General features: G+C 74.5%; 16 protein-coding genes (1 of these 16 running past the window's edge). 6 read left to right on the top strand and 10 right to left on the bottom strand.

The window, feature by feature from the left end; all coding sequences use genetic code 11:
* Both B7R87_RS03615 and ptsP read left to right on the top strand, forming a co-directional pair.
* Positions 1-234, top strand: partial view of a PTS sugar transporter subunit IIA gene (locus tag B7R87_RS03615; RefSeq protein ID WP_006350439.1) — the 3' portion only. Its footprint begins 216 nt before the window's first position; only the last 234 of its 450 coding nucleotides appear in the window; the start codon falls outside the window, past its left edge; its stop codon occupies positions 232-234.
* Positions 235-306: 72 nt separating this feature from the next.
* Positions 307-1,977, top strand: coding sequence for a phosphoenolpyruvate--protein phosphotransferase (ptsP, locus tag B7R87_RS03620; protein WP_040916876.1), 1,671 nt, complete (start codon positions 307-309; stop codon positions 1,975-1,977).
* Between the two features lie 72 nt (positions 1,978-2,049).
* Here the strand turns inward: ptsP and B7R87_RS03625 are convergent, their stop codons facing one another.
* The gene (locus B7R87_RS03625) at positions 2,050-3,024 is read right to left on the bottom strand and encodes a hypothetical protein (RefSeq protein WP_006350437.1); all 975 of its coding nucleotides are present in this window, start codon (positions 3,022-3,024) and stop codon (positions 2,050-2,052) included.
* A gap of 91 nt (positions 3,025-3,115) precedes the next feature.
* Positions 3,116-5,164, bottom strand: coding sequence for an acetoacetate--CoA ligase (locus B7R87_RS03630; RefSeq protein WP_006350436.1), 2,049 nt, complete (start codon positions 5,162-5,164; stop codon positions 3,116-3,118).
* 293 nt (positions 5,165-5,457) lie between these two features.
* Here B7R87_RS03630 and B7R87_RS03635 point away from each other — a divergent pair, with 293 nt between their 5' ends.
* The gene (locus B7R87_RS03635) at positions 5,458-7,890 is read left to right on the top strand and encodes a glycoside hydrolase family 31 protein (RefSeq protein WP_045853160.1); all 2,433 of its coding nucleotides are present in this window, start codon (positions 5,458-5,460) and stop codon (positions 7,888-7,890) included.
* Here the strand turns inward: B7R87_RS03635 and B7R87_RS03640 are convergent.
* Positions 7,881-8,387, bottom strand: a complete 507-nt coding sequence (locus B7R87_RS03640; RefSeq protein ID WP_006350434.1) for an NUDIX domain-containing protein — start codon at positions 8,385-8,387, stop codon at positions 7,881-7,883. The genes B7R87_RS03635 and B7R87_RS03640 overlap by 10 nt on opposite strands.
* A 205-nt stretch (positions 8,388-8,592) precedes the next feature.
* Here B7R87_RS03640 and B7R87_RS03645 point away from each other — a divergent pair, with 205 nt between their 5' ends.
* Positions 8,593-9,009 carry a Zn-ribbon domain-containing OB-fold protein gene (locus B7R87_RS03645; protein WP_006350433.1) on the top strand — a complete coding sequence of 139 codons (417 nt, stop codon included), beginning with the start codon at positions 8,593-8,595 and terminating at the stop codon, positions 9,007-9,009.
* On the top strand, positions 9,006-10,205 hold the full coding sequence (locus tag B7R87_RS03650; protein ID WP_006350432.1) for a lipid-transfer protein: 1,200 nt from the start codon (positions 9,006-9,008) through the stop codon (positions 10,203-10,205). Before B7R87_RS03645 ends, B7R87_RS03650 begins: the two co-directional genes overlap by 4 nt.
* A 45-nt stretch (positions 10,206-10,250) precedes the next feature.
* Here the strand turns inward: B7R87_RS03650 and B7R87_RS03655 are convergent, their stop codons facing one another.
* The 4 genes from B7R87_RS03655 to B7R87_RS03670 all read right to left on the bottom strand — a co-directional run bounded on the left by B7R87_RS03655 (position 10,251) and on the right by B7R87_RS03670 (position 14,950).
* Positions 10,251-10,853 carry a GTP-binding protein gene (locus B7R87_RS03655; protein ID WP_006350431.1) on the bottom strand — a complete coding sequence of 201 codons (603 nt, stop codon included), beginning with the start codon at positions 10,851-10,853 and terminating at the stop codon, positions 10,251-10,253.
* Positions 10,834-11,178 (bottom strand): DUF742 domain-containing protein, encoded by a 345-nt coding sequence (locus B7R87_RS03660; protein WP_006350430.1) that lies wholly within the window; start codon positions 11,176-11,178, stop codon positions 10,834-10,836. Before B7R87_RS03660 ends, B7R87_RS03655 begins: the two co-directional genes overlap by 20 nt.
* A gap of 437 nt (positions 11,179-11,615) precedes the next feature.
* A complete protein-coding gene (locus B7R87_RS03665) occupies positions 11,616-12,074 on the bottom strand; it encodes a roadblock/LC7 domain-containing protein (protein WP_006350429.1) in 459 nt (152 codons plus the stop codon).
* Complete coding sequence (locus B7R87_RS03670) at positions 12,071-14,950, bottom strand: nitrate- and nitrite sensing domain-containing protein (RefSeq protein ID WP_130585284.1); 2,880 nt, start codon at positions 14,948-14,950, stop codon at positions 12,071-12,073. The genes B7R87_RS03665 and B7R87_RS03670 overlap by 4 nt, the downstream gene beginning before the upstream one ends.
* 545 nt (positions 14,951-15,495) lie before the next feature.
* Between B7R87_RS03670 and B7R87_RS03675 the strand changes: the two genes are divergently transcribed.
* Complete coding sequence (locus tag B7R87_RS03675; protein ID WP_164516025.1) at positions 15,496-15,957, top strand: hypothetical protein; 462 nt, start codon at positions 15,496-15,498, stop codon at positions 15,955-15,957.
* Between the two features lie 185 nt (positions 15,958-16,142).
* Here B7R87_RS03675 and B7R87_RS03680 read toward each other — a convergent pair whose 3' ends face one another.
* The 3 genes from B7R87_RS03680 to B7R87_RS03690 all read right to left on the bottom strand — a co-directional run bounded on the left by B7R87_RS03680 (position 16,143) and on the right by B7R87_RS03690 (position 23,570).
* Positions 16,143-20,909, bottom strand: coding sequence for a coiled-coil domain-containing protein (locus tag B7R87_RS03680; RefSeq protein WP_130585286.1), 4,767 nt, complete (start codon positions 20,907-20,909; stop codon positions 16,143-16,145).
* 77 nt (positions 20,910-20,986) lie between these two features.
* Complete coding sequence (locus tag B7R87_RS03685) at positions 20,987-21,892, bottom strand: hypothetical protein (RefSeq protein ID WP_006350423.1); 906 nt, start codon at positions 21,890-21,892, stop codon at positions 20,987-20,989.
* A gap of 151 nt (positions 21,893-22,043) precedes the next feature.
* Entirely contained in the window at positions 22,044-23,570 is a 1,527-nt protein-coding gene (locus B7R87_RS03690) for a hypothetical protein (protein ID WP_006350422.1), read from the bottom strand.
* Positions 23,571-23,956: the final 386 nt, after the last annotated feature.

Below are 23,956 nucleotides of genomic sequence, written 5' to 3' on the forward strand. Positions count from 1 at the left end.
CTCGGGATCGACACCGTGCAGCTCAACGGTGAGGGCTTCGAACTGCTCGTCAACAAGGGCGACACCGTCACCCGCGGCCAGGCCGTGGTGCGCTGGAACCCGGTCGCCGTCGAGGAGGCCGGGAAGTCGCCGATCTGTCCGGTCGTCGCGCTGGAGGCCACCGCCGACTCACTGGGCGACGTCCGTGAGGACGGCGAGGTCAAGGCCGGGGACCAGCTCTTCTCCTGGCAGTGACGGCTCAGCGGCACAAGCGGTCCGACAAGCATCGCGGTGGCACGGTCCGCCGCTCGACCGGGAACGGGTGACATGGAGACAACGCTGCGAGGCGTCGGGGTGAGCCACGGCGTGGCGATCGGCGAGGTGCGGCATATGGGTACGGCCGTACTGGAGCCGCCCGCCAAGCAGAACCCCGCGCAGGACACCGAGCGCGAACAGGGGCGCGCCCGGCAGGCGGTGGACGCCGTTGCCGCCGATCTGATCGCCCGGGGCAATCTGGCCGGCGGCGAGGCCCAGGCGGTGCTGGAGGCCCAGGCGCTGATGGCGCAGGACCCCGAGCTGATCGCCGATGTGGACCGCAGGATCACCGTCGGCAGTACGGCGGAGCGTGCGGTGTACGACGCGTTCGCCGCGTACCGGGCGCTCCTCGCGGGCGCCGGTGAGTATCTGGCGGGCCGGGTCGCGGACCTCGACGACGTACGGAACCGGATCGTGGCCCGGCTGCTCGGGGTGCCCATGCCGGGTGTGCCGGACAGCGACGAGCCGTATGTACTGATCGCGCGGGATCTCGCTCCCGCGGACACCGCTCTGCTGGACCCCACGCTGGTGCTCGGCTTTGTGACCGAGGAGGGCGGGCCCACGAGCCACAGCGCGATTCTGGCGCGGGCGCTCGGGGTGCCGGCCGTGGTGGCGCTGCCGGGGGCCGGTGATCTGGCCGAGGGCACGCTCGTCGCGGTAGACGGCAGCACGGGGGAGATCTTCGTACAGCCGTCGGAGGAGAAGCGGGCGGAGCTGTCCCGGGCCGCGGCGGAGCGCAAGGCCGCTCTCGCCGCGTCGAGCGGGCCGGGTGCCACCTCGGACGGGCACAAGGTGCCGCTGCTGGCGAACGTGGGCGGCCCGGGTGACGTACCGGCGGCGGTCGAGGCCGGAGCCGAGGGCGTCGGACTGTTCCGTACCGAGTTCCTCTTCCTCGACGACAGCAAGCAGGCGCCGTCGGAGGAGAAGCAGGTCGAGGCGTACCGCAAGGTGCTGGAGGCGTTCCCGGAGGGCCGGGTCGTCGTACGGGTCCTGGACGCGGGCGCCGACAAGCCGCTGGAGTTCCTCACCCCGGCAGACGAGCCGAATCCGGCGCTGGGTGTGCGGGGGCTGCGGACCCTGCTCGACCATCCCGAGGTGCTGCGGACCCAGCTGACGGCGCTGGCGAAGGCGTCGGAGGGGCTGCCGGTCTATCTGGAAGTCATGGCGCCGATGGTGGCGGACCGGGCGGACGCGAAGGCGTTCGCGGACGCGTGCCGTGCGGCGGGGCTGCGGGCGAAGTTCGGTGCGATGGTGGAGATTCCGTCGGCCGCGCTGCGGGCCCGGTCGATCCTCCAGGAGGTGGAGTTCCTTTCGCTGGGCACCAATGACCTGGCGCAGTACACCTTCGCGGCCGACCGTCAGGTGGGCGCGGTGTCGCGGTTGCAGGATCCGTGGCAGCCGGCGCTGCTGGACCTGGTCGCGCTGTCGGCCGAGGCCGCGAAGGCGGAGGGCAAGAGCTGCGGGGTATGCGGTGAGGCGGCCTCCGATCCGCTGCTGGCCTGTGTGCTGACGGGGCTGGGCGTGACGTCGCTGTCGATGGGCGCCGCGTCGATTCCCTATGTGAGGGCGGCGCTGGCGAAGCACACGCTCGCCCAGTGCGAGCGCGCGGCCGCGGCCGCGCGGGCCGCGGACAGTGCCGAGGAGGCGCGGACCGCCGCGCGGGCGGTGCTGTCCGGCGAATGAGCTCCGCCGGTGTGCGGTGGGAGGGCCTCGCGGTCGCGGGGCCCTTCCGCCGTTCTCAGGGGGGCAACAGGGTCAGTGGTGGGGGTCGGGGTCGTCGGTGGGGACGGGGAATCCCGCGTGGTACTCGGTGCCGGGCTCGGGCGGGACCGGTTCTCCGGTGCGGGCGTCGGTGCAGTAGGCGCTGAAGACGCCTGCCTCCGAGAGGGGGACGAAGCTGCTCCGCCGGACCGTCCAGCCGTACAGCCGGTCGGGGGCGCCGGGGGTGCGGGTGCGGAGCACCACTCCCGCGGGCCGGTCGAGCGCGACGGCGACGGCGAGGACGGTGATGAACTCCGCGTATGCGACGGGGTCGAGCCGGGCGGCGGGTCCGGCCGGGTCGTGGTCGGCGGCGAGGGTGACGAAGAGCTGTTCCTCGGGGGCGGTGACGCTGCAGACGAGGTGGTGGCCGCCCGGCCCGGCTGCTTCGAGGAGGCGGGTGACGAGATGGGCGGCGCGGTCGAAGGACGCCTTGCCGATGTCCTGCCCGCAGTCGGCGCAGGGGCCGGTGCCGGCGAGGACGGTCGCGGCGTACTCCCAGGTGGCCCGGCGGACGGTGTCGTCGATCAGCCGGGACAGGAGGTCGTCGATGGGCTGGCCGGTGTAGACGAGGGCGCCGCCGCGGGCGGCGGCGGTCGCGGTGTAGCGGCTGCGGCTGAGGGGGCTGTCGGGGTCGATGCCCTCGTCGGTGCAGTAGCGCGCGTACTCCTCGGGGTCGAAGAGGACGACGGTGGTGTGCAGCCGGTCCTTGGCGAAGGAGCCGAGGAGGTCCTCGACATGGCGGAGGTAGGCGGGATGGTCGTCGAAGGCGAAGCTGCGGTAGTCGCGCATCGCCGCGAAGTCGTGGGCGTCGGCGAGGACGCCCACGGTGCAGGGGACTTCCCGGCGCAGGGCGCGGCGGGCGGCGGCCCGGCCGCGGGGGCGGTCCGGGCCGGGTCCGCCGCGGGCGGGGCGCTTGCCGTCCGTGGTGGTGCGGCGGCTGCGCCCGCCGGGCGTGGTCTCGTGTGTCATGGGGTCCCCCCGGGTGCGTACGGTCGAACGATGATTACTCACCGTAGCCGTTGCCACTGACAGAGGCGCGGGGGGACGGGGCGGAGGAGCGTCAGTCGGCGGGCTCCTTGCGGAGCCGCTCCCGTTCGGCGCCGAGTTCGGCGTAGAAGGTGAGCAGTTCGGGCCGGTCCACGGAGCCGGGGTTGACCGCGTGGGCGGGATCGGCTCCCTGGAGGAGGCGTTTGACGGGCACTTCGAGGCGTTTGCCGGTGAGGGTGTGGGGCACCGCGGGGACCGCGATGATGTCGTCGGGGACATGGCGCGGCGAGAGCTGCTCGCGGAGCGTGGTCTTGATCCGGGCGCGCAGGGCGTCGTCGAGGGCGGCGCCGTCGGCGAGGTGGACGAAGAGGGGCATCCAGTAGCCGCCGTCGGGTTCTTCGAGGCCGATGACGAGGGTTTCGCGGATCTCGGGGAGCCGTTCGACGGCCTCGTAGATATCGGCGGAGCCCATCCGGACGCCCTGGCGGTTGAGGGTGGAGTCGGAGCGGCCGTGGACGACGACGGTGCCGCGGCCGGTGAGGGTGATCCAGTCGCCGTGCCGCCAGACGCCGGGGAACATCTCGAAGTAGGCGGAGCGGTAGCGCGCCCGGTCCGGGTCGTTCCAGAAGGTCGTGGGCATGGAGGGCATCGGCTGGGTGACGACGAGTTCGCCGACCTCGTCGGTCAGGTCGTGGCCGTTCTCGTCCCAGGCGTGCAGATCGGTGCCGAGGCAGGGTGCCTGGAGTTCCCCGATATGGACGGGGAGGGTGGGGACGGCGCCCGCGAAGCAGCTGCAGACGTCGGTGCCGCCGCTGACGGAGGCGATCCACCGTTCGCTTCCGGCGGCGGCGAATTCGTCGTGCAGCCAGCGGAAGCCGTCGGGCGGGAGGGGGGATCCGGTGGTGGCGACGCAGGCGACCGCGGAGAGGTCGTGGTCGCGTGCGGGGTGGACCCCTGCCTTGCGGCAGGCCATGACATAGGCGGCGGAGGTGCCGAAGAAGGTGGCGCCGGTGCGTTCGGCGACGGCCCACTGGGCTCCGGTGTCCGGGTAGCCGGGGCTGCCGTCGTACAGGACGACCGTGGTGCCGGTGAGCAGGCCGGAGACGAGGTAGTTCCACATCATCCAGCCGGTGGAGGTGTACCAGAAGAAGCGGTCGCCGGGGCCGAGGTCGCAGTGGAGGCCCAGTTGTTTGAGGTGTTCGAGGAGGATGCCGCCCTGGGACTGGACGATGGCCTTGGGCAGTCCGGTGGTGCCGGAGGAGTAGAGGATCCACAGCGGGTGGTCGAAGGGGAGCTGCGCAAAGGCGGCGGGGGCAGCGGTGTCGGCGTTGGCAGCGGTGTTGGCGGGGGGCTCGGTGGCGGCGGACCAGTCGAGGGCGCCGTCGGGGGTGCCGGTGCCGAGGAGGGGGATGTGGACCACGGCGCGCAGGCTCGGGAGTCCGGCGCGGAGTTCGGTGACGGTGTCGGTGCGGTCGTGCTCCTTGCCGCCGTAGCGGTAGCCGTCGACGGTGAAGAGAACGACGGGTTCCACCTGCTGGAAGCGGTCGAGGACGGCGCGGGCGCCGAAGTCGGGGGCGCAGGAGGTCCAGACGGCGCCGACGGCGGCACTGGCGAGGAAGGCGGCGACGGCCTGGGGGATGTTGGGGACGTAGGCGCAGACCCGGTCGCCGGGGGTGACGCCGAGTTCGCGCAGGTGGGCGGCGAGCGCCAGGACTTGGCGGCGCAGTTCGGCCCAGCTGGTCTCGGTCGGTTCCTGCCGTTCGTCGATATGGACGAGGGCGGGTTCGCCGGGGCGGGTGTCGGCGGCGCGCAGGGCGTGTTCGGCGTAGTTGAGGGTGCCGCCGGTGAACCACTCGGCGCCGGGCATGCCGGGGTGGGCCAGGACCTCGTGGTAGGGGGTGGTGAACCGTACGTCGAAGTACTCGGCGATCGCGCGCCAGAAGGTGGTGAGGGAATCGACGGACCAGGCGTGGAGGGCGGGGTATCCGCCGTCGGCCGGGGCTCCGTGGTGTTCGGCGGCCCAGCGCTGGAAGTGGGTGATCCTGGCGGCGGCGATCCGGGCGGCGTCGGGCTGCCAGAGGGGGGCCGGGGTCGCTTCGTTCGCGGGACTCGCCGAGTTCACTGAGTTCACTGGGTTCACTGAATTCGCTGAAGTCACGATGCGGGCTCCGGGTGGCTCTGGTCGTCCCGCGGGTCCTGGTCGAAGGCCCCCGGGGACGCTGCGCTGGCTGCGGGGCCGTACGGATGCCGGTGTGTGCATGCCGTACGGCTGGTACGGACGATGCCATGTGATCGTCTTTCGCACCAGGGCACGGCGGGTGCCGTACGGGTGGGGTGGCGACCTGCCGGGGAGCGGTGGGTGAACGGGTGCTGAACCCGGTCCCGGGCGGGGTGGGCGGTGGCAGGCTGAGCCGTATGGACGGTTGTGAGCTGGTGTGTTCGGTACGGAGCCTGCGGCGGCTGCGCGCTCTGGGGAGGCTGCGGGGGTTCGGTGCGCGGCGGGGGCTGCGGGCGGCCCGCTGGGCGTGGCGCCGGCGCCGTACGGATGTCTGGGGGCCGGCGCCGCGGGGGGCCGAGCGGGCGCGGGTGCCGGGTCCGGTGTCGGGGGCGGAGGCGCTGCCGGGCGGTGGGGTGGTCCGGTTCGCCCGTTCCGAGCTGTGGATCCGGATCGCGGCGGGGGGTGCGGTGTTCTGGGCGTGGGACGGGGCGGGTCCCGAGCCGTCGTACGGGCTGGGGGGTGCGGTGCCGGAGGTGGATCCGCGGGCGGGTCTGGAGCCGGATACGGACGGCGGCTGGCGGGTGGTGTCGCGGCGGGTGACGGTGGCGGTGTCGCGGTATGGGGCGGTGGAGGTGCGGACTCCGGGTGGTGTGGTGCTGCGGCGGGATCTGCCGCCGCGGTGGTGGGAGCCGGTGGGGGGTGGTCCGGCGCGCTGGCTGCTGCGGACGGAGGTGGCGGCGGACGCCCGGTTCTTCGGGCTGGGGGGCCGGGGGTCGGGGCCGCGGTTGCGCGACGGCACGTACCGCCTGGGGAACACGGGTCCGGGTGCCGGGGGCGGGGCGGGCGGGCCGGGGTCGGTGACGATGCCCGTGCAGATGGTGGTGGCCGATGCCGGAACGCATCTGGTGTTCCACGACACGACGTGGGACGGGCGGGTGGCTCTGCGGGAGGGTGCGGAGGGCGGGGGTTCGGGGCACGACCGGCCGGGGACGGCCGCGCTGCGGATGGAGGGTGGTCCGCTGCGCTGCTGGGTGGTGGTCGGCACTCCGGCGCGGGTGCTGGCGCGCTGGTCGCGGCTGGCAGGTCCGGCGGCGGTGCCGCCGTCGTGGGCGCTGGGGGTGCAGCATGCGGGCGGGGACGGGGCGGAGGTGCGGAGGGTGGTGGCGGGGTACCGGGAGCGGGGGCTGCCGTTGTCGGCGGTGCATCTGGCCGGCGGGGGCGGGGCGGAGATCGGGAGGGCGGTGGCGGAGGCGGGGGTGCGGCTGGTGTCGGTGGTGGATCCGGCGGTCCGGGCGGAGCGGGGGAATCCGGTGTACGAGGAGGGGCGGCGGCTGGGGGCGTTCGTCCGGGACGGGCGCGGTCGGGAGGTGCGGGGCGGTGCGTGGTCCGGGGAGTACGTGTATCCCGATGTCGCCGATCCCGCGGTGCGGCGGTGGTGGGGCGGGCTCTGCGCGGAGCGGTCGGGGGCCGGTTCCGCGGGGGTGGTGCTGGCGGGTAACGGGCCTGCCGGGGGGCCGGGGTTGTCGTGGTCGGCGCGTCGGGTGCTGGAGGGCCGGGGTGGTGATCATCGTGGGGCCCGCAATGTGTACGGGTCGGAGGCGGCGCGGGCCGGGTACGAGGGGCTGCGGCGGCTCCGTCCCGGGGAGCGGCCGTTTCTGCTGTCGCGGGCGGGCTGGGCGGGGATGCAGCGGTACGGCGGTGCTTGGGTGGGCTGGGCGGGGGACGAATGGCTGGGCTGGGCGGGAGACGAATGGCTGGGCTGGGCGGGAAACGACTCGCCGGGCTGGGCGGGAGACGACTGGTTGGGACGGGCGGGGGACGACTCTGCGGGCGGGGCGGGGGACGACTGGGCGGGGTTGCGGGCTGCGTTGTCGCTGGTGCTGGGGCTCGGCCTGTGCGGGGTGCCGTTCGCGGGTGCGGGCGGGGGTGTGAAGGGCCGGGCCGGGGTCGGGGGGTCGCCGGAGTGGTGTCTGCGCCGGTTGCAGCTGGGGGCGTATCTGCCGTTGTTCCTGACCGGGGGCGGGCGGGAGCCGTGGGAGTTCGGTCCGGTGGTGCTGGACGGTGCGCGGGCGGTGCTGCGGGAGCGGGAGCGGCTGCGGCCGTATCTGGTGACGTTGGCGCATGTGGCGCGGCTGACCGGGTCGCCCTGTGTGCGGCCGCTGTGGTGGGGGGCGCCGGAGGACCGGGCGTTGCGGGACTGCGGGGACGCGTTTCTGCTGGGGGACGCACTGCTGGTGGCGCCGGGGGTGGAGCGGCGGGCGGTACGGCTGCCGCGCGGGCGCTGGTACGACACGGTGACGGGCCGGGCGTACGAGGGTCCTGGCCGGGTGGTGGTGGAGGCTCCGCCGGAGCGGATACCGGTGCTGGCGCGCGGGGGTTCGGTGGTTCCGGTGCGGGGCGCGGACGGCGGGGTGGAGCTGGAGGTGTGGGCGCCGCCCGCGGGGCGGAAGGGGGGTGGTCTGCTGGTGCCCGATCCGGGGGACGGCTGGGCGCGGGCGGAGGTCGAGCGTTATGCGGTGAGGTCGGCGGGCGGCCGGGTGGTGGTGAGGCAGGTCCGGGGCGACGGGGTGGTGGCGCCGGTGCGGCCGGTACGGGTGCGGGGTGCGGCGGCCGGGGAGGGTCAGCGGTAGCGGCCGGCGAACCAGTGGGCGACGGCCTCGGTGTGGGTGGGGAAGGCGAGGGTTCCGGGGGCGCGGAGCAGATGCCGGCCCGAGGTTTCGGCGGTGGGGGCCGGGGCGGGCAGGGCGGCGGCCGGGAGTGCGGGCAGCAGGGCTACGAGGAGGAGATGGCCGGTGTCGGCGCTGATGGCGTCGGCGAGGCGGACGTCGGCGGCCCGGGCCTGGATGAGGGTCTCCTCGTACAGTTCGCGGACGGCGGCCTCCTGCCAGGTCTCCCGGTGGTCCACGAAGCCTCCGGGGAGGGCGGTGCCGCCCTTCTCGGGTTCGATGGCGCGGGTGATGACGACGAGTCCGGTGCCGTGTGCGTCGTGGACCGGCTGGAGGGCGACGGCGACCGGAAGCGGGTTGCGGTAGGCGGTGGTTCCGCAGGCGGGGCAGGTACGCGGCCAGTCGCGGGCGGCGGGTCCGTAGGGGGCGCCGCAGTTGCCGCAGTGGGAGTTCTCGGGCACCCGCGGACTGTAGCGGACGGGGTACGGGGGTGCGGGTGACGGGTGGCCCGCGCACTGCCCGGACGGGAGGAACGGCCCGGTGGGGTGGGGGCGTTGGGCGTGGCGGTGGTGCGGGGACCTGACATTCTGACGTACTGTCAGATATCTGTGTCGGAGGACGGGTATCGGACCGCGGTTCCGGGAGGACCCTTTGACGCACACATCCGTGGTGGACGGCTGGTTCCGGGACGGCGGCGAGGACGGCTTCGCGCTGCTGGGCACCCGCTGCGCCGACTGCTCCGCCGTCTTCTTCCCCCGCGAGGACGGCTGCTGCCGCAATCCGGCGTGCGGGGGCGGGACGCTCGTGGAGGTCGCGCTGTCCCGGCGCGGCACGGTCTGGTCGTACACCGACGGCCGCTACCGTCCGCCGCCGCCGTGGGCAGACGGTCCGGACACGCCGTGGGAGCCGTACATCGTGGTCGCGGTCGAGCTGGCGGCCGAGCGGATGGTGGTCCTGGGACAGGCCGCGCCGGGGGTGGCGCTCGCCGATCTCCGGGTCGGCGCCGAGGTCGAGGTGGTGCCGGGTGTGCTCGGCGACGGGGCCGCCGTCTGGCACTGGCGGCCCGTGGGGGCGGCGCGATGAGCGGGGCCGCCGGGGACATCGCGGTCCTGGGGGCGGGAATGCACCCGTGGGGCAAGGAGGGCCGCGGCTTCCTCCACTACGGCAGGGTCGCCGCCCGGGCCGCGCTCGCCGACGCCGGTCTGGACTGGCGGGACATCGGGTCGGTGGTCGGCGCATGCACCGTACGCGGCGGCTATCCCGGATATGTCGCAGGGGCCTCCTTCGCCCGGGCCCTGGGCTGGCAGGGGGCGCGGGTGGCCAGTGTGTACGCGGCCTGCGCGTCCGGGGCCCAGGCGATCGCCACCGCCCGGGCCCAGATCCTCGCCGGGCTGGCGGACACCGTCCTGGTCGTCGGTGCCGACGCGGCCCCCAAGGGCTTCTTCGCCCCGGCGGGCGGGGACCGTCCGGACGATCCGGACTGGCTGCGGTTCCGGCTGCTCGGGGCGGTGAATCCGGTGTACTTCGGGCTGTTCGCCCGCCGGCGCATGGCCGTCCACGGCGAGACACCGGAGGACTTCGCGCTGGTCAAGGTGAAGAACGCGGCGGCCGGGGCGCTCAATCCGTACGCCCGCTACCGGACCGCCGTCACCGCCGAGGAGGTGGCCGCCTCCCCCGTGGTCGCCGATCCGCTGCGGCTGCTGGACATCTGCGCGACCTCGGACGGGGGTGCGGCGCTGGTGCTGTCGGGCCTGGACTTCGCCCGCAGCCGCGGGGTGACCGATCCGGTCCGGATCCGTGCCGTCTCCACCGTCACGCCCGTCTATCCGCGGACCGTACTCGACCTGCCGGACATCGCGACGGATTCGGCGGCCGCGGTCCCGCCCCCGGCGGAGTCCTTCCGGGCGTCCATCGCGCGGGCCGCGTACGAGGAGGCGGGCATCGGGCCGGGGGATCTGTCCCTGGCCGAGGTGTACGACCTCTCGACCGCCCTCGAACTGGAGTGGTACGAGGACCTCGGGCTGTGCGCGGCGGGCGAGGCCACCAAGCTGCTGCGGGAGGGGGCGACGGCGCTCGGCGGGCGCGTACCGGTCAATCCGAGCGGGGGGCTCGCTTCCTTCGGGGAGGCCGTACCGGCGCAGGCGATCGCGCAGGTCTGCGAGCTGACCCGGCAGCTGAGGGGGGAGGCCGGGGCGCGGCAGGTGCCCGGGGCGCGGGTGGGGGTCACCGCGAACCAGGGGCTGTTCGGACACGGGTCGGCGGTGGTGGCGGTCCGCTGAAACGGCCCGGCCGCCGGGGTGCGCGGGCACCCCGGGCGGCGGCCGTCAGGTCGTCGCGTGCCGGTGTCCCGGGTCCACCAGGTCGAGTGCGTGCTCGACCACCGTGACGAGGACCGTCTTCACCGATTCGCGCTCCCGTGCGTCGCACAGCAGGAGCGGTACCCCGGCGTCGAGGTCCAGCGCCGCGCGTACGGAGGTCGCGGGGAACCGTTCCGTACCCTCGAAGCAGTTGACGGCGACGGTGAACGGGATGCCCCGGCGCTCGAAGTAGTCGACGGCGGCGAAGGAGTCCGCCAGCCGACGGGTGTCGGCCAGCACCACGGCACCCAGCGAACCCTGGGCCAGTTCGTCCCAGAGGAACCAGAAACGATCCTGCCCCGGGGTGCCGAAGAGATAGAGGACCAGGTCCTCGCGGAGGGTGATCCGGCCGAAGTCCATGGCGACCGTGGTCGTCGTCTTGGCCTCGACTCCGCCGGTGTCGTCCACCGGGCGGCCGACCTCGCTGAGGTCCTCCTCGGTGCGCAGCGGCCGGATTTCGCTGACCGCGCCGACCAGGGTCGTCTTGCCGACCCCGAAACCACCGGCGACCAGGATCTTCAGAGCCAGCGGCGCCCTGCGCCGCGCCGTACTAGAGCGCCCGGAGACCATTGATCACCTCGCGGAGAATGTTCACGTCCGGCAGCTCGGCCGGCGGAACGGGACGGGTTACCTGCACGAGTTCGTCCTCGACGAGATCGCCGACGAGGACGCGGATCACGCCGACGGGGAGATCGAGACCTGCGGCGAGCTCGGCGATCGACTGCGGGCTGCGCTCGCACCGCTCGACGATGTCGACGTGCTCCGGGGAGAGATGGTGTCCGTGGCCGCCGGATCCGGCCGTGGGTTCCGGGACGACGAGCGCGATGAGGTCGAGCCGGTGGTGCTGGGAGGTGCTGCTGGTACGGCCCCGGGTCATCGCGTACGGGCGGACCACGGGGCCCGCCTCGGCGTCGACGAAATGCCGCGGGGGGCGCGGGTGCCGGAACTGGCGGCTGTAGTCGGGCGGCTGTGCCTGGGGAGCGTTCCGGGGTTCCGGTGAGTTCAGGGGCTGTTGTGCGCCCGGGGAGCTGCGGGGGTCGCGGGGGCTGTGAGAAGCAGGGGGTTCGTGGGAGCCGGGGGTGTCGTGAGTACCGGGCGGACTGTGGGTGCCCGGGGGCCCCTGGGACCTATGAGGTTGCGGGGGGCCGGGGGGTTGCTGTCGGAACGGCGGCGGCGATGGGCTCCGGGGCTCCTGGGGCGGTTGTGGTGCGGACTTCTGCCGGAACCGTCGTAGCCGCCCCGATCTGCCGGGCGACCGGGCCGGATGCTCCTCCGGCCCGTCCTCCCGGCCGTCGTCCGCCCCGTCCCTGGTGCCGTCACGCATACCGGACATCACCCCCCGGCTGCGGATCGACCGGTCCGGGGAGCCGTGGAGAGATGGACGCCGACCCGCTTGACCATGAGCGTCATCTCGTAGGCGATCTGTCCGACGTCCGAGTCCGCGTCGGCGAGGACCGCAAGACAGCTGCCGTCTCCCGCCGCCGTCACGAAGAGGAACGCCTCGTCCAGCTCCACCACGGTCTGCCGGACCTGTCCGGCGTCGAAGTGCCGCCCCACCCCCTTGGCGAGGGAGTGGAATCCGGAGGCCACGGCGGCGAGGTGCTCCGCGTCCTCCCGGCTCAGCTCGCGCGAGGTGCCGGTCGCCAGTCCGTCGCTGGAGAGCACGAGCGCCCGGCGGATGCTGCCGACCCGCTCGACCAGCTCGTCGAGCAGCCAGTCGAGCGTGCCCGCGCCGCTCCGGTCGAGCGGGCGTCCGCCGGTGGCGTCTGCTGCGGCGTGCGGTGCGGTCATGGACCGTTCCCCTCCGATGTCGTTCGTGGTCCCGGACGGCCGGTGCCGGCGCCCGTCCCGGTACCGGTGCTCCGGACGGCGGCCGGGTCGGTGCCGTCCGCGTTCTGACGGCGGCCCCGTTGCCAGCCGCGCTGCATGGAGGCCATCCGGGCCCGTACGGCCTCGGCGTCGCGCAGTGCTTCGGCGTCGCCGTCCGTTCCCGGGGCGGCTTCGGGGGTGCGTCCGCGGGCGCGGGGCGGTGCCGGAACGTCCCGCAGCTGGGGCGCGAGGCTGGCCTGGCGCACCCGGCGCGGCAGTCCGTCGACGGACCCGGGCGGCTGGTGGGGAGGGACCGGGTCGGGGGCCCTGCGGTGTCCCCCGGTGTGGGGTTCGGCCGCGGCGGCGGAGGGGGCCGGGCCCCGGTTCCCCCGGCGGGCAGCGGGCCCTGAAGAGTCGGGGAAGGGTGCGGGGCCGGGGTGGTGACGGCCGGTCGCCGGGTCGGGGTGCTTGGGGCGGCGGGGCAGCGGGACGACGCCCGGGGGCCGTCCGGGGGCCGGGTCCCCGGCCTGCTGGTGCTCCTCGTCGGCCGCCGGGTACAGGCCGGGCGGGACCGGGCCGCGCGTGCGGTACGGATACGGGGCGTCGTACGGGTCGGGGAAGCCGTAGTCGTCCGGGGAGCGGTGCAGACCGGGTACGCCGTGCGGATCGGACGCCGCGTGTGGGCCGGGGGCGGTGTGCGGATCCGGGAGGCGGAAGGGGTCCGTACCGCCGTACGGGCCGGGGGCCGTGGCCGCCCGGTCGGGGTCTTGGGCGTCCGGGCCCGGCCGGTGGGGTCCGGACGGCAGAACAGGCCTGCCGGGAAACGGCGGCGGGACCACCGCACCGGCGGGTTCCCCGTCCGCGCCGGGCCGGACGAGGGGACCGGCCGCCGGGGCCGGGCGGCGGGCCGGGCCCGCGGTCCTGGCCGTACGGTCGGCCGGGGAGGCGGACTCCGTCTCCTCCGGGGCGTCGGTGAGCAGGGCGGCGGGCAGGAAGACGACGGCTGTGGTGCCGCCGTACGGGGACGACTGGAGCGAGACGCGCACGCTCTGGCGCTGGGCGAGCCGGCTGATGACGAAGAGACCGAGGCGGTCGGTGTCCGAGAGCTCGAACTCGGGGGTCTCCGCGAGCCGCAGATTGGCCTCCAGGAGGACCTCCGGCGCCATGCCGAGCCCCCGGTCGTGGATCTCCAGGGTGAAGCCGTTGGCCACCCGCTCGCCGTGCACCTCCACGGCGGTGTGCGGGGGCGAGAACACCGTGGCGTTCTCCAGCAGTTCGGCGATCAGATGGGTCAGGTCGGCCACCGCCTGGCCGCCCACGCCGATCCGGGGCAGCCGCCGTACCTCGATGCGTTCGTAGTCCTCGACCTCGGCGACCGCCGCCCGGACCACGTCCATCAGCTGGACCGGCTTGCGCCACTGGCGGGAAGGGGCGGCGCCGGAGAGGATCACCAGCCCCTCGGCGTGCCGGCGCATCCGGGTGGTGAGGTGGTCCAGCCGGAAGAGGTCGGCGAGTTCCTCCGCGTCCTCGGTGCGCCGCTCCATGGCGTCGAGCAGGATGAGCTGGCGGTGGAGGAGGACCTGGTTGCGCCGGGCGAGGTTGACGAAGACCTCGGACACTCCGCGGCGCATCTCGGCCTGGCGGACCGCGGCCTCGACGGCGGCGCGCTGGAGGGTGTTGAGGGCCCGCCCCGCCTGACCGATCTCGTCCTTCTCGTACTCCAGGCGCGGCGCCTCCGTCTCGACGTCGACGTGCTCGCCCGCGGCCAGCCGGCGCATCACCCCGGGCAGCCGGACGCCCGAGACCTCATGGGCCTCGCGGCGCAGCCGCGAGAGGTCGCGGACCAGATCGCGGCCGACGCGTACGGAGACGAAGACGGAGACCAGCAGGGCGAGGAAGCCGAGGACACCCGCGATGCCCGCTTTGAGGAAGACGTCGTACGCGGCCGGGTCGACCCGCCCCTGGTGGCGCTCCTCGGAGGCGTCGGCCTCCAGATGGAGGCGGTCGAGCACAGGGGTGACCGCCTGCCGCCACTGGGCCGCGTCCGCGGGCGTGGCCCGGGTGACGGGTCCGCCGGTGGCCAGGCGGCGTTCGCCGGCGCGCAGCGGTTCGGTGCCGGGGCCGGTCCAGAGGGTCCGGTAGATCTCGCGGTCGCGGGCGGGGAGCAGTTCGAGGTTGATCTCGTAGAGGAGTTCGCGCCGGGCGACCAGTCCGGTGATGTCGCGCTGCTCGGCCGCGGTGACCTGGCCCGCCGTCAGGGCGGAGGCGATCAGGGCGTCCTCGCGGGCGAGGGCCTCGGCGGCGCGGCCGAGGCCGACGATGGCCCGGCCCTGACGGTCCATGCCGACGTCGCTCAGGGTGTGGAGGTCGCTGAGGAAGCTGAAGGCGGGGTCGATCAGGCCGTTGTAGTAGTCCATGGCCCGGGTCCGCGGGACGGTGCCGCTGTCGACGGAGGCGCGGAGGGTGGCGAGTCCGTCGAAGCCCTCGGCGAACTCGGACAGTTTCCGTTCTCCGTCGGACCGCAGGGCGTCGCGGACCGCTTCGTCGTCGGCCTCGGCCCTGACGACCGTCAGGGCCCGGTCCACGGCCGTGCGCTGCCCGCGTAACTCGGCGAGCGCTCCCGACGCGCGGCGGTCGGCGAGATGGACCAGGGTGTTGTGGCGCTCCTGCTGGAGGGCCCGGACGGCAGCATCGACCGGTCCCCCGAGGTCGTCGACGACCGAACTGACCTCCAGCAGCCGGGCCGCCTCCCGGCCGGTGAGGAAGGTCGTGAAGCCCCAGAGCGCGGTGAGCGACAGCAGGGGTACCAGCAGCAGCGCCACGATCTTCCGGCGGATGGACTTCCCGCGAAAGCGCATGGCCTCCCCCTGACGGTCCGCCCGGCGGGCGGCGCTCCTCCGTGCTCTCCGGTCAGCAAACGGCGCGAGCCTACTACTGTCGGACCATCGGCTCGTAGGGTCGCCCGGGCGATTTTCGGCCGACCGGCCGGTGGTGGGGCAGAGTTGGTTCCGGCATTCAACGTGTTGGGATTCCCGGGCGTGTTGCACGGGGTCCGGCGGGGCGTCCGTGGGGGGCGGCGAGGAGATGGCCGGATTCCTACGATCCGATGGGCGCGGGACGGAACAGAACGGGGTTCTCGGGCGTCTATATGTACAGGGCTGTTGGGAACCTGCCGTTAGCGACCGGTAGTGCGAGGTTCGCCCGCACTGTCGGTATCGGAGGTGCCGGGTGTCAACTGCTTTCCGGATTCCGCCGCGGCAGCCCGGTGCAGGGCTCCGGCAAGGAGCGGCAGTGCATCCGGACAGGGGCGGCGGGTCCTCGCCGAACGGGAGTAGCGGCGCGGAATTCCGGGCAGCCGAAAGTGTACGGACGGACATGGGGGATGTGGGGAGTGAGCAGGACCATGGAGACGGGCGGGCGTCGTGAGGGGTCGGTGCGCGGCGAGAGAGCGCCGGTGCCGCGTCAGCTCTGGGTCGAGGAGCCCGAGCCCCGGGTGCGGATGGCGGACCCGGTGCGCAAGTCGGCGGTGCGGGCGGTCCTCATCGTGTCGTTGACGCTGATTCAGGCGATGGTGGCGTTCCTGTGCACGCTCGCCGGATCCTGGCTGGCGTTCCCGATGGTGCTCAGCAGTGTCGCCAGCACGATCGTGGCGACCTGGTCCGTGCTGGACGTCTGGGTGACGCGCCAGGTGTGGAAGCAGCGGTACGGGGTGGTCTCGGGGCCCAGCAGCAGCGCGCGTCAGCTCCGGCGGGAGCGCCGCCGGGCACGGCGGGCGGCCCGGGCCGCGGCCCGTGCGGAGACGCGGATAGGGCGCCGGGAGCGGCAGGAGAGCGGCGGCCGCCGGGTGGCCGAGGCCGAGGTCTGATCAGGACCCGGTTCGAGATCTGATCCGGGCCGGTCCGAGGTCTGATCCGGGCCGGTTCGAAGCCCGATCCGGGCCCGGTGCAGGGCGCGCCGGTGCCGCCCGCCCCCGTTCCGTAGCCGGTTGACCGGAGTTCGGAGCGGGGGCGTTCTGCGTGCGGGGTTTGCCGTGGCCCGGGGGCGGGTGGGTCAGGCCGGGGACGCCCCGCCGGGGGACGGGATCGGCCGGGTCTGCTGTTCGGGTGCGGGCGGGCTCGCCTGGGCGGGGACCGGGGGGATATCGCCGTGGGACCTGCGGAACATCCGGGTGGCGGTGATCTCGCCGTGGATCTGCTCGCCCGTGGTCTCCGGCTGGGGCAGTCCGGGCCGCAGATGCTCTTCCACGCTGATGTACTTCAGCCCCGCCCGCAGATCCGCGTCGTTCCGCAGCCGGATGACCAGGGGGAACTCCGCGAGGGCTGTGGTGTCGAACAGTCCCGTGGTGTAGAGGAGCTGGACGCCGAGGGCGTCGGAGACCGCCCGCTGGAGTTCCAGCAGATAGGTGGCGTTGGCCCGGCCGATGGGGTTGTCGAGGAAGAGGGTCCCGGCGTGGCGGTGCCGGTCGCGGCCCCGGTCGTTGCTGCGGAGCGCGGCCATCGTGCAGTAGAGGGCGATGGCGGCGGTCAGCAGCTGGCCGCCGGAGAAGACGTCGCCCATCTGTCCGACGGGGACCCGCTCGGCCCGCAGCACCGCGTCCGGCTTGAGGATCTCCACGGCGATGCCCTTGGGCTGGAGCGCCGCCTGCACGCCCCGCAGGAGCAGCGACATACCGTCCCTGCGGCCTTCTCCGTACGCCACGGAGGCGTTCTTGCGCAGCGCGGAACGGGTCGCCTCGTCGATGACCTCGCCCAGCCGTTCCGCCAGGGTCGCCTGGTCCGGCTCCTCGAAGCGGATCCGGAGGAACTCCTGGCCGGACCACTCCCCCAGGCCCTCGGGGAGCCGGGACAGCCGCTGGGCGGAGCGGAGCGTCGCCAGGGCCGATTCGACCAGTCCGCGGAGCCGGTCGACGATGGTGTCGCGGTTGCGCTCCAGCTGCTCCAGCTCGTCGGTGAGCACCCGCAGCCGGGGGGCGAAGGCCTCGGCCCAGGCGGCCGCGTGCTCGGGCAGCGCACCGGCGGGCAGCTCCCGGATCTGCTGGCGGGCCGGGGTGCGCACCTGCTCGTAGCGGGTGGAGTTGGCGTGCCGTACGAGGATGTCGGAGGCCTCCCGTACGGCCGCTTCCGCCGCGGACAGATCACCGGCGCAGCCGCGCAGGGAGCGGCGGGCGTCGGCGGCGGACTGACGGGCCGCGGCGAGCCCGTCGGGGTAGGCCTCGGGCTCCTCCGGCTGTCCGGGGTCGGGGGTCTGCTGGTCCGGGTGGTCGCGGAGCAGATCGCGCAGCTGGACGGCGGTCTCGTCGAACCCGGCGGCACCGTCCTCGGCGGTCCGGTGGGCGGTCAGCAGGGTGCTGTGGGCCGCGCGGGCGGTGTCCAGGGCGTCGGTGCGGGTGGCGAGTTCGGTGGTGGCGGTACGGAGCAGGAGCTGGGCGTGATCCGCGTCGCCGGGGGCCAGTTCGGCGGGGAGTTCGGTATGGGCGGTGCCGTCGGCGGGGGCGAGCCGCTCGGCCTCGCCGCGCAGCCGGCCGAGCTTCTCGCTGGCCTCGGACGCCCGTGACTCCAGCATCTGGACCAGGGATTCGGCGCGGGCCGCGGCGGCCTGGCGGGAAGGCCCGTCGGCGCCGTCGGTGCTCTCCAGAAGCTGGGCGGCGCGGGTGCGGACCTTGTTGGTGAGACGGTCCAGTTCGGCGAGGGCGGCGCTTTCGTCGCTCTCCGCTCGGGCCTGCTCGGCCCGGAGGTCGGCGCCGACGCCGACCTTCTCGTACAGCTGGGACGCGGCGCGGTAGGCCTCGCGCAGAGCGGGCAGTGCGGCGCGCGGCGCCTCGGCTCCGGTGCCGGTCGAGTCTGCGCCGTCCACACCGTCCATGCCGTCCGCGGTTGTCTCCGGGGCTCCGGCGATCTCGGCGCGTTCGGCGCGCAGGGCGCGGGCGGTGCGGCGGGCGTCGTCGCCCGCGCGCTGGGCGGCCCTGCGGTCCTCGTCGGCGGCCTTGGCCCGCTCCCAGCAGGTGGTGGCGCGGGCCTCCGCCTCGACGGCGTCGTCGGCCAGCTCCCGCAGTTTGACCTGCCAGCCGGCCCGTTCCCGCAGACGGTAGGCGAGTCCGGCGAGGGCGTCGGCGGCGCGGCGGGCCCGCTGGGCGGTTTCCTGGCGCTCCTCGCGGACCCGGGCGGCCTCCGCGGCGGCCTCGTCGGCTTCGTTCCGTACGGCGCGGGCCCTGGCCAGCTCCTCCCGGGCCGCTTCGGCCGTCTCACGGGCGGCGGCGGTGCCGTGGGCGAGTTCGGCGAGCATGCCGGGCGGGCAGTCGGCGCGCCAGGAGGCGATGCGGGCGCCGAGTGCCCGGTCCCCGGCCAGCCGGGCGGCGAGGGCGCGGATCTCCTCGTCCCGGGCGCCGGCCCGGGCGCGCAGGGCCTGCCGCTCCTCGTCGGCGGCGCCCTCGTCGTGCATGGCCGGGTTGGGCGGTACGAGGAAGACACCGGAATCGTCGCCCGCCGGGTCCGTACCGGGCGGTGGTACGGGGGCGAGCAGGGCCGCGGCGGTGCCGACCGCGACGGCGGAGCGGGGCAGCAGGGCCGCGGCGCCCAGGACCTCCCGGGCGCGGAGGTGGGAGGCGGGGTCGGTGATGACGACGCCGTCGACGAGTTCGGGGCGGGCGGCGAGTACGGCGGCGTGGTCGGCGGGGTCGACGGCCTGGGCGAGGTAGCGCCAGCCGGGCAGGGCGGGGATGCCGTGTTCCGCGAGGTACTCGACGGTGGCGAGGACATCGGGGCCCGGGGGCAGCAGTCCGCCGTCGCCGAGGGCGCCGAGGATACGGGCGTCGTCGGCGGCGGCGGTCCTCAGGTCGAAGAGGCGGCGTTCGGCTTCGGTGACGTACTGGTCGAGGAGTTCGCGCAGATCGTCGGCCCAGCGGTCCAGTTCCTCGGCGGACAGCGGGGTGTCACTGGCGCGGGCGGGGGCGCTGCCGCCCTCGGCCGTACCGGCGGAGGGGAGGCTGAGGAGTTCGGCGAGCCGGGTGTCCTCGGCGATGGCGGCGGCCGCCCGGTGTTCCGCGGTGTAGGAGTGTTCGGCGGCCGTGGCGGCGTCGGCGGCGCGGGCGGCGGCCAGTTCGGCGCGGGTCTCCGCGGCGGCGGCCTCCTTGGCACGGTCGGCGGTGATCCGGCCGGTCTCCCGGGCGGTGTCCCAGGCGGCGACGGCGGTCTTCTCGGCGTCGCTGGCGGCCAGGGCGGCCCTGGCCGGGTCGGCGTCGGGCGCGGTGTCGTCCAGCCAGCCGGCCCGTACGGCTTCGGCGGTCTCCTGTTCGACCTCGGTGAGCCGCTGGCGGAGGTGGCCGATCTCGCTGCGGGCGCGCTGGGCCTCGGTCGCGGCGGCGGTGGCGTCCCGGTGGGCCGCTTCCCCCGCTTCCTGGAGGGCGGCGGACCGCTCCTCGTGTTCGTTGGCGAGCCGTTCGCCCTCCCCCGCGGCCGCGTGGAGGGCGCGGACCAGGTCGGTGGCGGCGAGGGCGCGGGCGGCCAGGGCGGGGGCGGCGTCCCGTTCTGCCTCGCGGATCGCGGCGGCGACCCTGGCGGAGCGGTCGGCGGCGGCCCGGTGGCGCAGCACGGCTTCGGCGGCCTGCCAGGCGGAGTGGAGGGTGCGGGCGTCGGTCAGTTCGCGTCGCTGAGCGGCGGCGCCCTTCTCGGCCGCGGTCAGGGCGAGGGAGGCGTGCCGGTAGGCCAGTTCGGCGGCGACGAGGGAGCTGCGGCTGCGGGCGTTCTCGGCCTCGGTGACGGTGTGGGCGGCGGCGGTGACCTGCTGGGCCAGTTCGGCGGCGCGGGCGCGTTCGGCGGCGGCGCGGGCCAGCAGCCGGCGGCTGAGGGTGCGGGTGCGGCGTTCGGCGGCGGTGTGGATCTCCCGGGCGCGGGCGCGGGCCCCGGCGGCTTCGACGATACGCGTCAGGAGGTCGACGGAGCCCGCGGTGAAGTCGCGTTCGGCGGTGAGTTCGGCCCGTCGGCCGATCTTGTTGCCGAAGCCGCTGACGAGATCGGCGAGGCCGTCGGTGTCGCGGGTGTCGGTGACGGCCCGCAGCAGCAGATCGGTGAAGTCGGAGTCCTTCTTGACCGCGAAGAGTCCGGCGGCCTCGCCCTCGTCGGCGTTCATCTCGCGCTGGTAGCGGAAGAGTTCGGGGTCGAGACCGAGTTCGCCGAGGTGTTCGTTCCAGCGGTCGTGGATCTCTTCCCAGTGGACGTCGAGGTGGGGGTAGGCCTTCCCGGCGTCGGTGAGGGCGTCCCGGAAGCCCTTCATGGTGCGGCGGCGGCCGCGGGCTCCGGAGACGCCTTCGGCCGGGGGTCGTACGGAGGTGGCCTCGGCGACCGGGAGGGAGTCGAGGCCGAGTCCGGGTCCTGGCCGGAAGGAGTACCAGGCCTCCGCGAACTTCCGGGGGTCGTTGGAGACCTGGCGGCCGCGCCATTCGCTGACCTTGCCGACGACGACGAGTTCACCGGTGAGGGTGTGCTGCCACTCCAGGGCGACGTGGCCGCAGTCGTCGGCGAGCAGGAATTTGCGCAGTACGCCGGAGCTGGCGCCGCCGAGGGTGTTGCGGTGGCCGGGCAGCATCACCGAGAAGATCAGTTTGAGGAGGACGGACTTGCCGCCGCCGTTCTCCAGGAAGAGCACGCCCGCGGGGGCGGGGCGGCGCGGCGGGCCGACCGGCTCCTCCTCGAAGAACTCCGCCTGGGCGGGCGCGGGGTCGGGCACCGGCTCACCGACTCCGCGCAGGTCCAGCACGGTGTCGGCGTAGCGCGCACCGGCCGGCCCGATGGAGTAGAGGCGAACGCGGGACAGCTCGTACATGGCGGCGGACTCTCAGATGTCGACTGGTCGGAATACCGGGTTGCCGGGCGGGGCGGCGGGTGTCGCCCGGCCGGGGCTCAGGCGTGGAAGGGAAGGCCCGCGTCGGCGGCCAGTTCCAGATCGTCGCCGTCGGGCGGGGGAAGCAGGGTGGCGGCGCCGTCGCTGACCGGGACGACGCCCAGGTCGAGCAGTTCGGCCATGGCGGCGGTACCGGCGAGATCGCGGACCTGGAGCTGGTAGCGGGCGGTGGTGCGGTAGGTGCCGCCGGAGTCGTCGCCGGTGCGCTGGAGGAATCCGGAGTCGGTGAGGAAGGCGACGGCCTTGCCGACGATGCCGGTGGTGGATCCGGCGAGGCGGCGGGCGTCCTTGGTGGCTCCGGTGGCGCTGCGGCGGGCCCAGACCCGCCAGGCGGACTCCAGCCCGGGGGCGCCGGTGGCCGGGTCGCTGTTCTCGCCCTGTTCGCCGGCGCGCTCTTCGAGGCGGCGGCAGGCCTGCCGGACGAAGGCGTCCACGCCGTTGACGGTGACCCGGCCGATGTAGCCGTCGTCGGCGAGGTCCTCCGGGCGGGGGAAGGCCATGGTGGCGACGGAGAGATGGGCCAGTCCGTGGAGGAAGCGGTCGGCGGAGTCGGCGGCGGCCCGGCGGGCGTAGTCGCCCATGCGGACCGCGAAGACGGAGTCCTCGCCCGCGGTGACGGCCATGCCCGCGCGGGAGGAGACCTCCAGGACGACGAGTCCGAGGCCGGTGGCGACGGCGTCGGCGAGGCGGGCGAAGGCGCTGTCGTCCCGGTAGCGGCGGAGCAGTTCGGCGTACTCCGCGTCGCGGGCGGGGAGGAGCTTGGGCTGGAGTCCGAAGGCGACCAGCCGGGCGGCGTCGGCGGCGTCGGCCGGGGTGACCGCGGAGGCCGCCACCGGCCGGTCCGGGGCAGGAGCGGGGGCCTCGGTCTCCTGGGCCGGTTCGCGCTCGGCATGCGATTCGGTCACTGGGCGGGCTCCTCGTGCGGACAGGGCTGACAGGGCTGGCGGGACGGACGGTGGTGCGGTACGGCGGCCGGGGGCCGGCCCCCGGCGGTACGGGCCCGGCGCTCCGGTGTGCCACCGCGGGCCGGGGCGCCGGGTGAGCGGTACCCGGGTGTCATGCCGCCTCCGTACGGTCGGCGGCCATCCCGGCGGCGTCGAGCAGCGCCGTACCCACGATGAGGTCGGCGCCGCCGAATTCGGGGTCGTCCAGCCGGGTGCCGTCGTCGACGGCGAACAGCAGCTTCTCCTCGCCCTGCCGGTAGGCGGTGCCGACCGGGGGGCTGGCCGCGTGGACCGCGAGGAGGGCCACCAGATAGGGCAGGTCGGGGTCGCGGCGGCGGGCGTCGGCGAGCAGTCCGGAGAGCCGGCGGGGCGCGTCGTGTTCCAGGTCGAGCAGTTCCATCGCCCGGGCGAGCTGTTCCTCGGTGAACCGGCTGTCGTCGGGGGTGGCGATCAGATCGGGCTCGGGCATCTCGGCGCCGAGGTGCTCCCGTTCGACGGGGGGTGTCAGCAGCAGCTCGACGAGATCGCCGACGCGGACGGAGGACGGGGTGCGCAGTCCGGTGCCGTGGGCGAAGAAGGCGTCGGTGACCTTGATGGCCCCTTCCATCGGCAGCGGCAGGACGGGGGCGAGAAGCTGTCCGTAGAGGTCGAGGCCGGTGCGGGTGGTGGGGCGGGCGAAGGCCTGCCGGTCCTGTTCGGCGCGGAAGAGGGGACCGGCCTCCAGCAGGCGGGACTGGAGCTGGGTGTGGCGGCGGATGCAGTCCTTGACGATATCGACGAGTTCGGCGGCGCGGCGCTTGTTCTCGGGCTCCTCCGCCTCGTCACGGGCGCGGCGGATGTTCGTCAGGATGGCGTTCTCGTGGCGGTAGCGGTCGGCGACGTGGTCGAGGGCTTCCGCGATCATGTCGGGGACCGTGTTCAGCCAGTCGACGGCGCGGACGTTGCGCCGGGTGGCCTCCAGGGTGCGGCGGAGGGTCTCCGAGTACTGCACGGTGCGGTAGCGGGCCTGTTCGGCGGCGAGCTGGGCATCGGCCAGCCTGCCGCGGCTGATGAGGACCTCCAGCTTGACCTCGGCGGCGATCTGGGCGCTGGTCACATCGGTGTCGAGGGCGCCGACGAGGACGTTGACCGCCTCGTCGGTGGTGCGCAGATAGACCGCGCCGCCGTAGCCGGGGACCTCCTCGACGAGCTTGAAGTCGTAGTCGCGGCGGGTGTAGACACCGTCGGCGCCGAAGGTGCCGTACACCGCGCGGAAGCCGCGGTCGACACTGCCGACGTTGATCAGGTTCTCCAGCACCCAGCGGGCGACGCGTTCGTGCTCGGCGGCGGGCCGCCGCGGGGCCTGGGCGGCGATCCGGGGCAGCAGTCTGGCGACTATCTGGTCGTGGTCGGCGCCGGTGTCGAAGTCCATGTGGAGGGTGACCAGGTCGATGGCCGCGAGGGCGACCTCGGCCATCGCGTAGACCGAGTACTCGCCCGCGAGGTTCGCCTTGCGCGTGTCGAGATCGTGCAGCGGGGCGGTGCAGGCGAGGGCGCGCAGCCGCCGCGCCAGCCCTTCGTCGGCGGCCGGGCCCTGCGCGGGCCGCGGCCCCGCGCTGAGCTGGGGCGGAACGGGGTCCGTCGAGGCAGGCGAAGTCACGGTGCACAGATTAGGTCCTCGCAGTGACAACGGTCGAAACGGCGAATCGTCTGGCTTGTCCCCACGGCGGGGTATCGGTGGCGGAGGCCGTGGGCTACGGTCCGGCTGTCACGGCTCTCCCGGGCCGTGTCCGCACGGTCCCGCCCGTCCCGCGGCACCCGCCCCGGGGACGGCCGGAATCCGCGGCGGGGAACTTCTGTGCGAGTGTGCGCGTCCCCGACAACACCCGACAACACAGGGGACGACACCGGGGACGACACCGGGCAGCACCGGACAACACCGGGGACGACACCGGGCGGGTGCCGCGACGTCGCTCCGGTACGAGCGCTTGTGTGCCTGGTGGGGGGCCGCGAGCACGGCGACCGCGGTGACGGCTGGGACTGCTG

The sequence above is a fragment of the Streptomyces tsukubensis genome (assembly GCF_003932715.1).
GTDB lineage: Bacteria > Actinomycetota > Actinomycetes > Streptomycetales > Streptomycetaceae > Streptomyces > Streptomyces tsukubensis.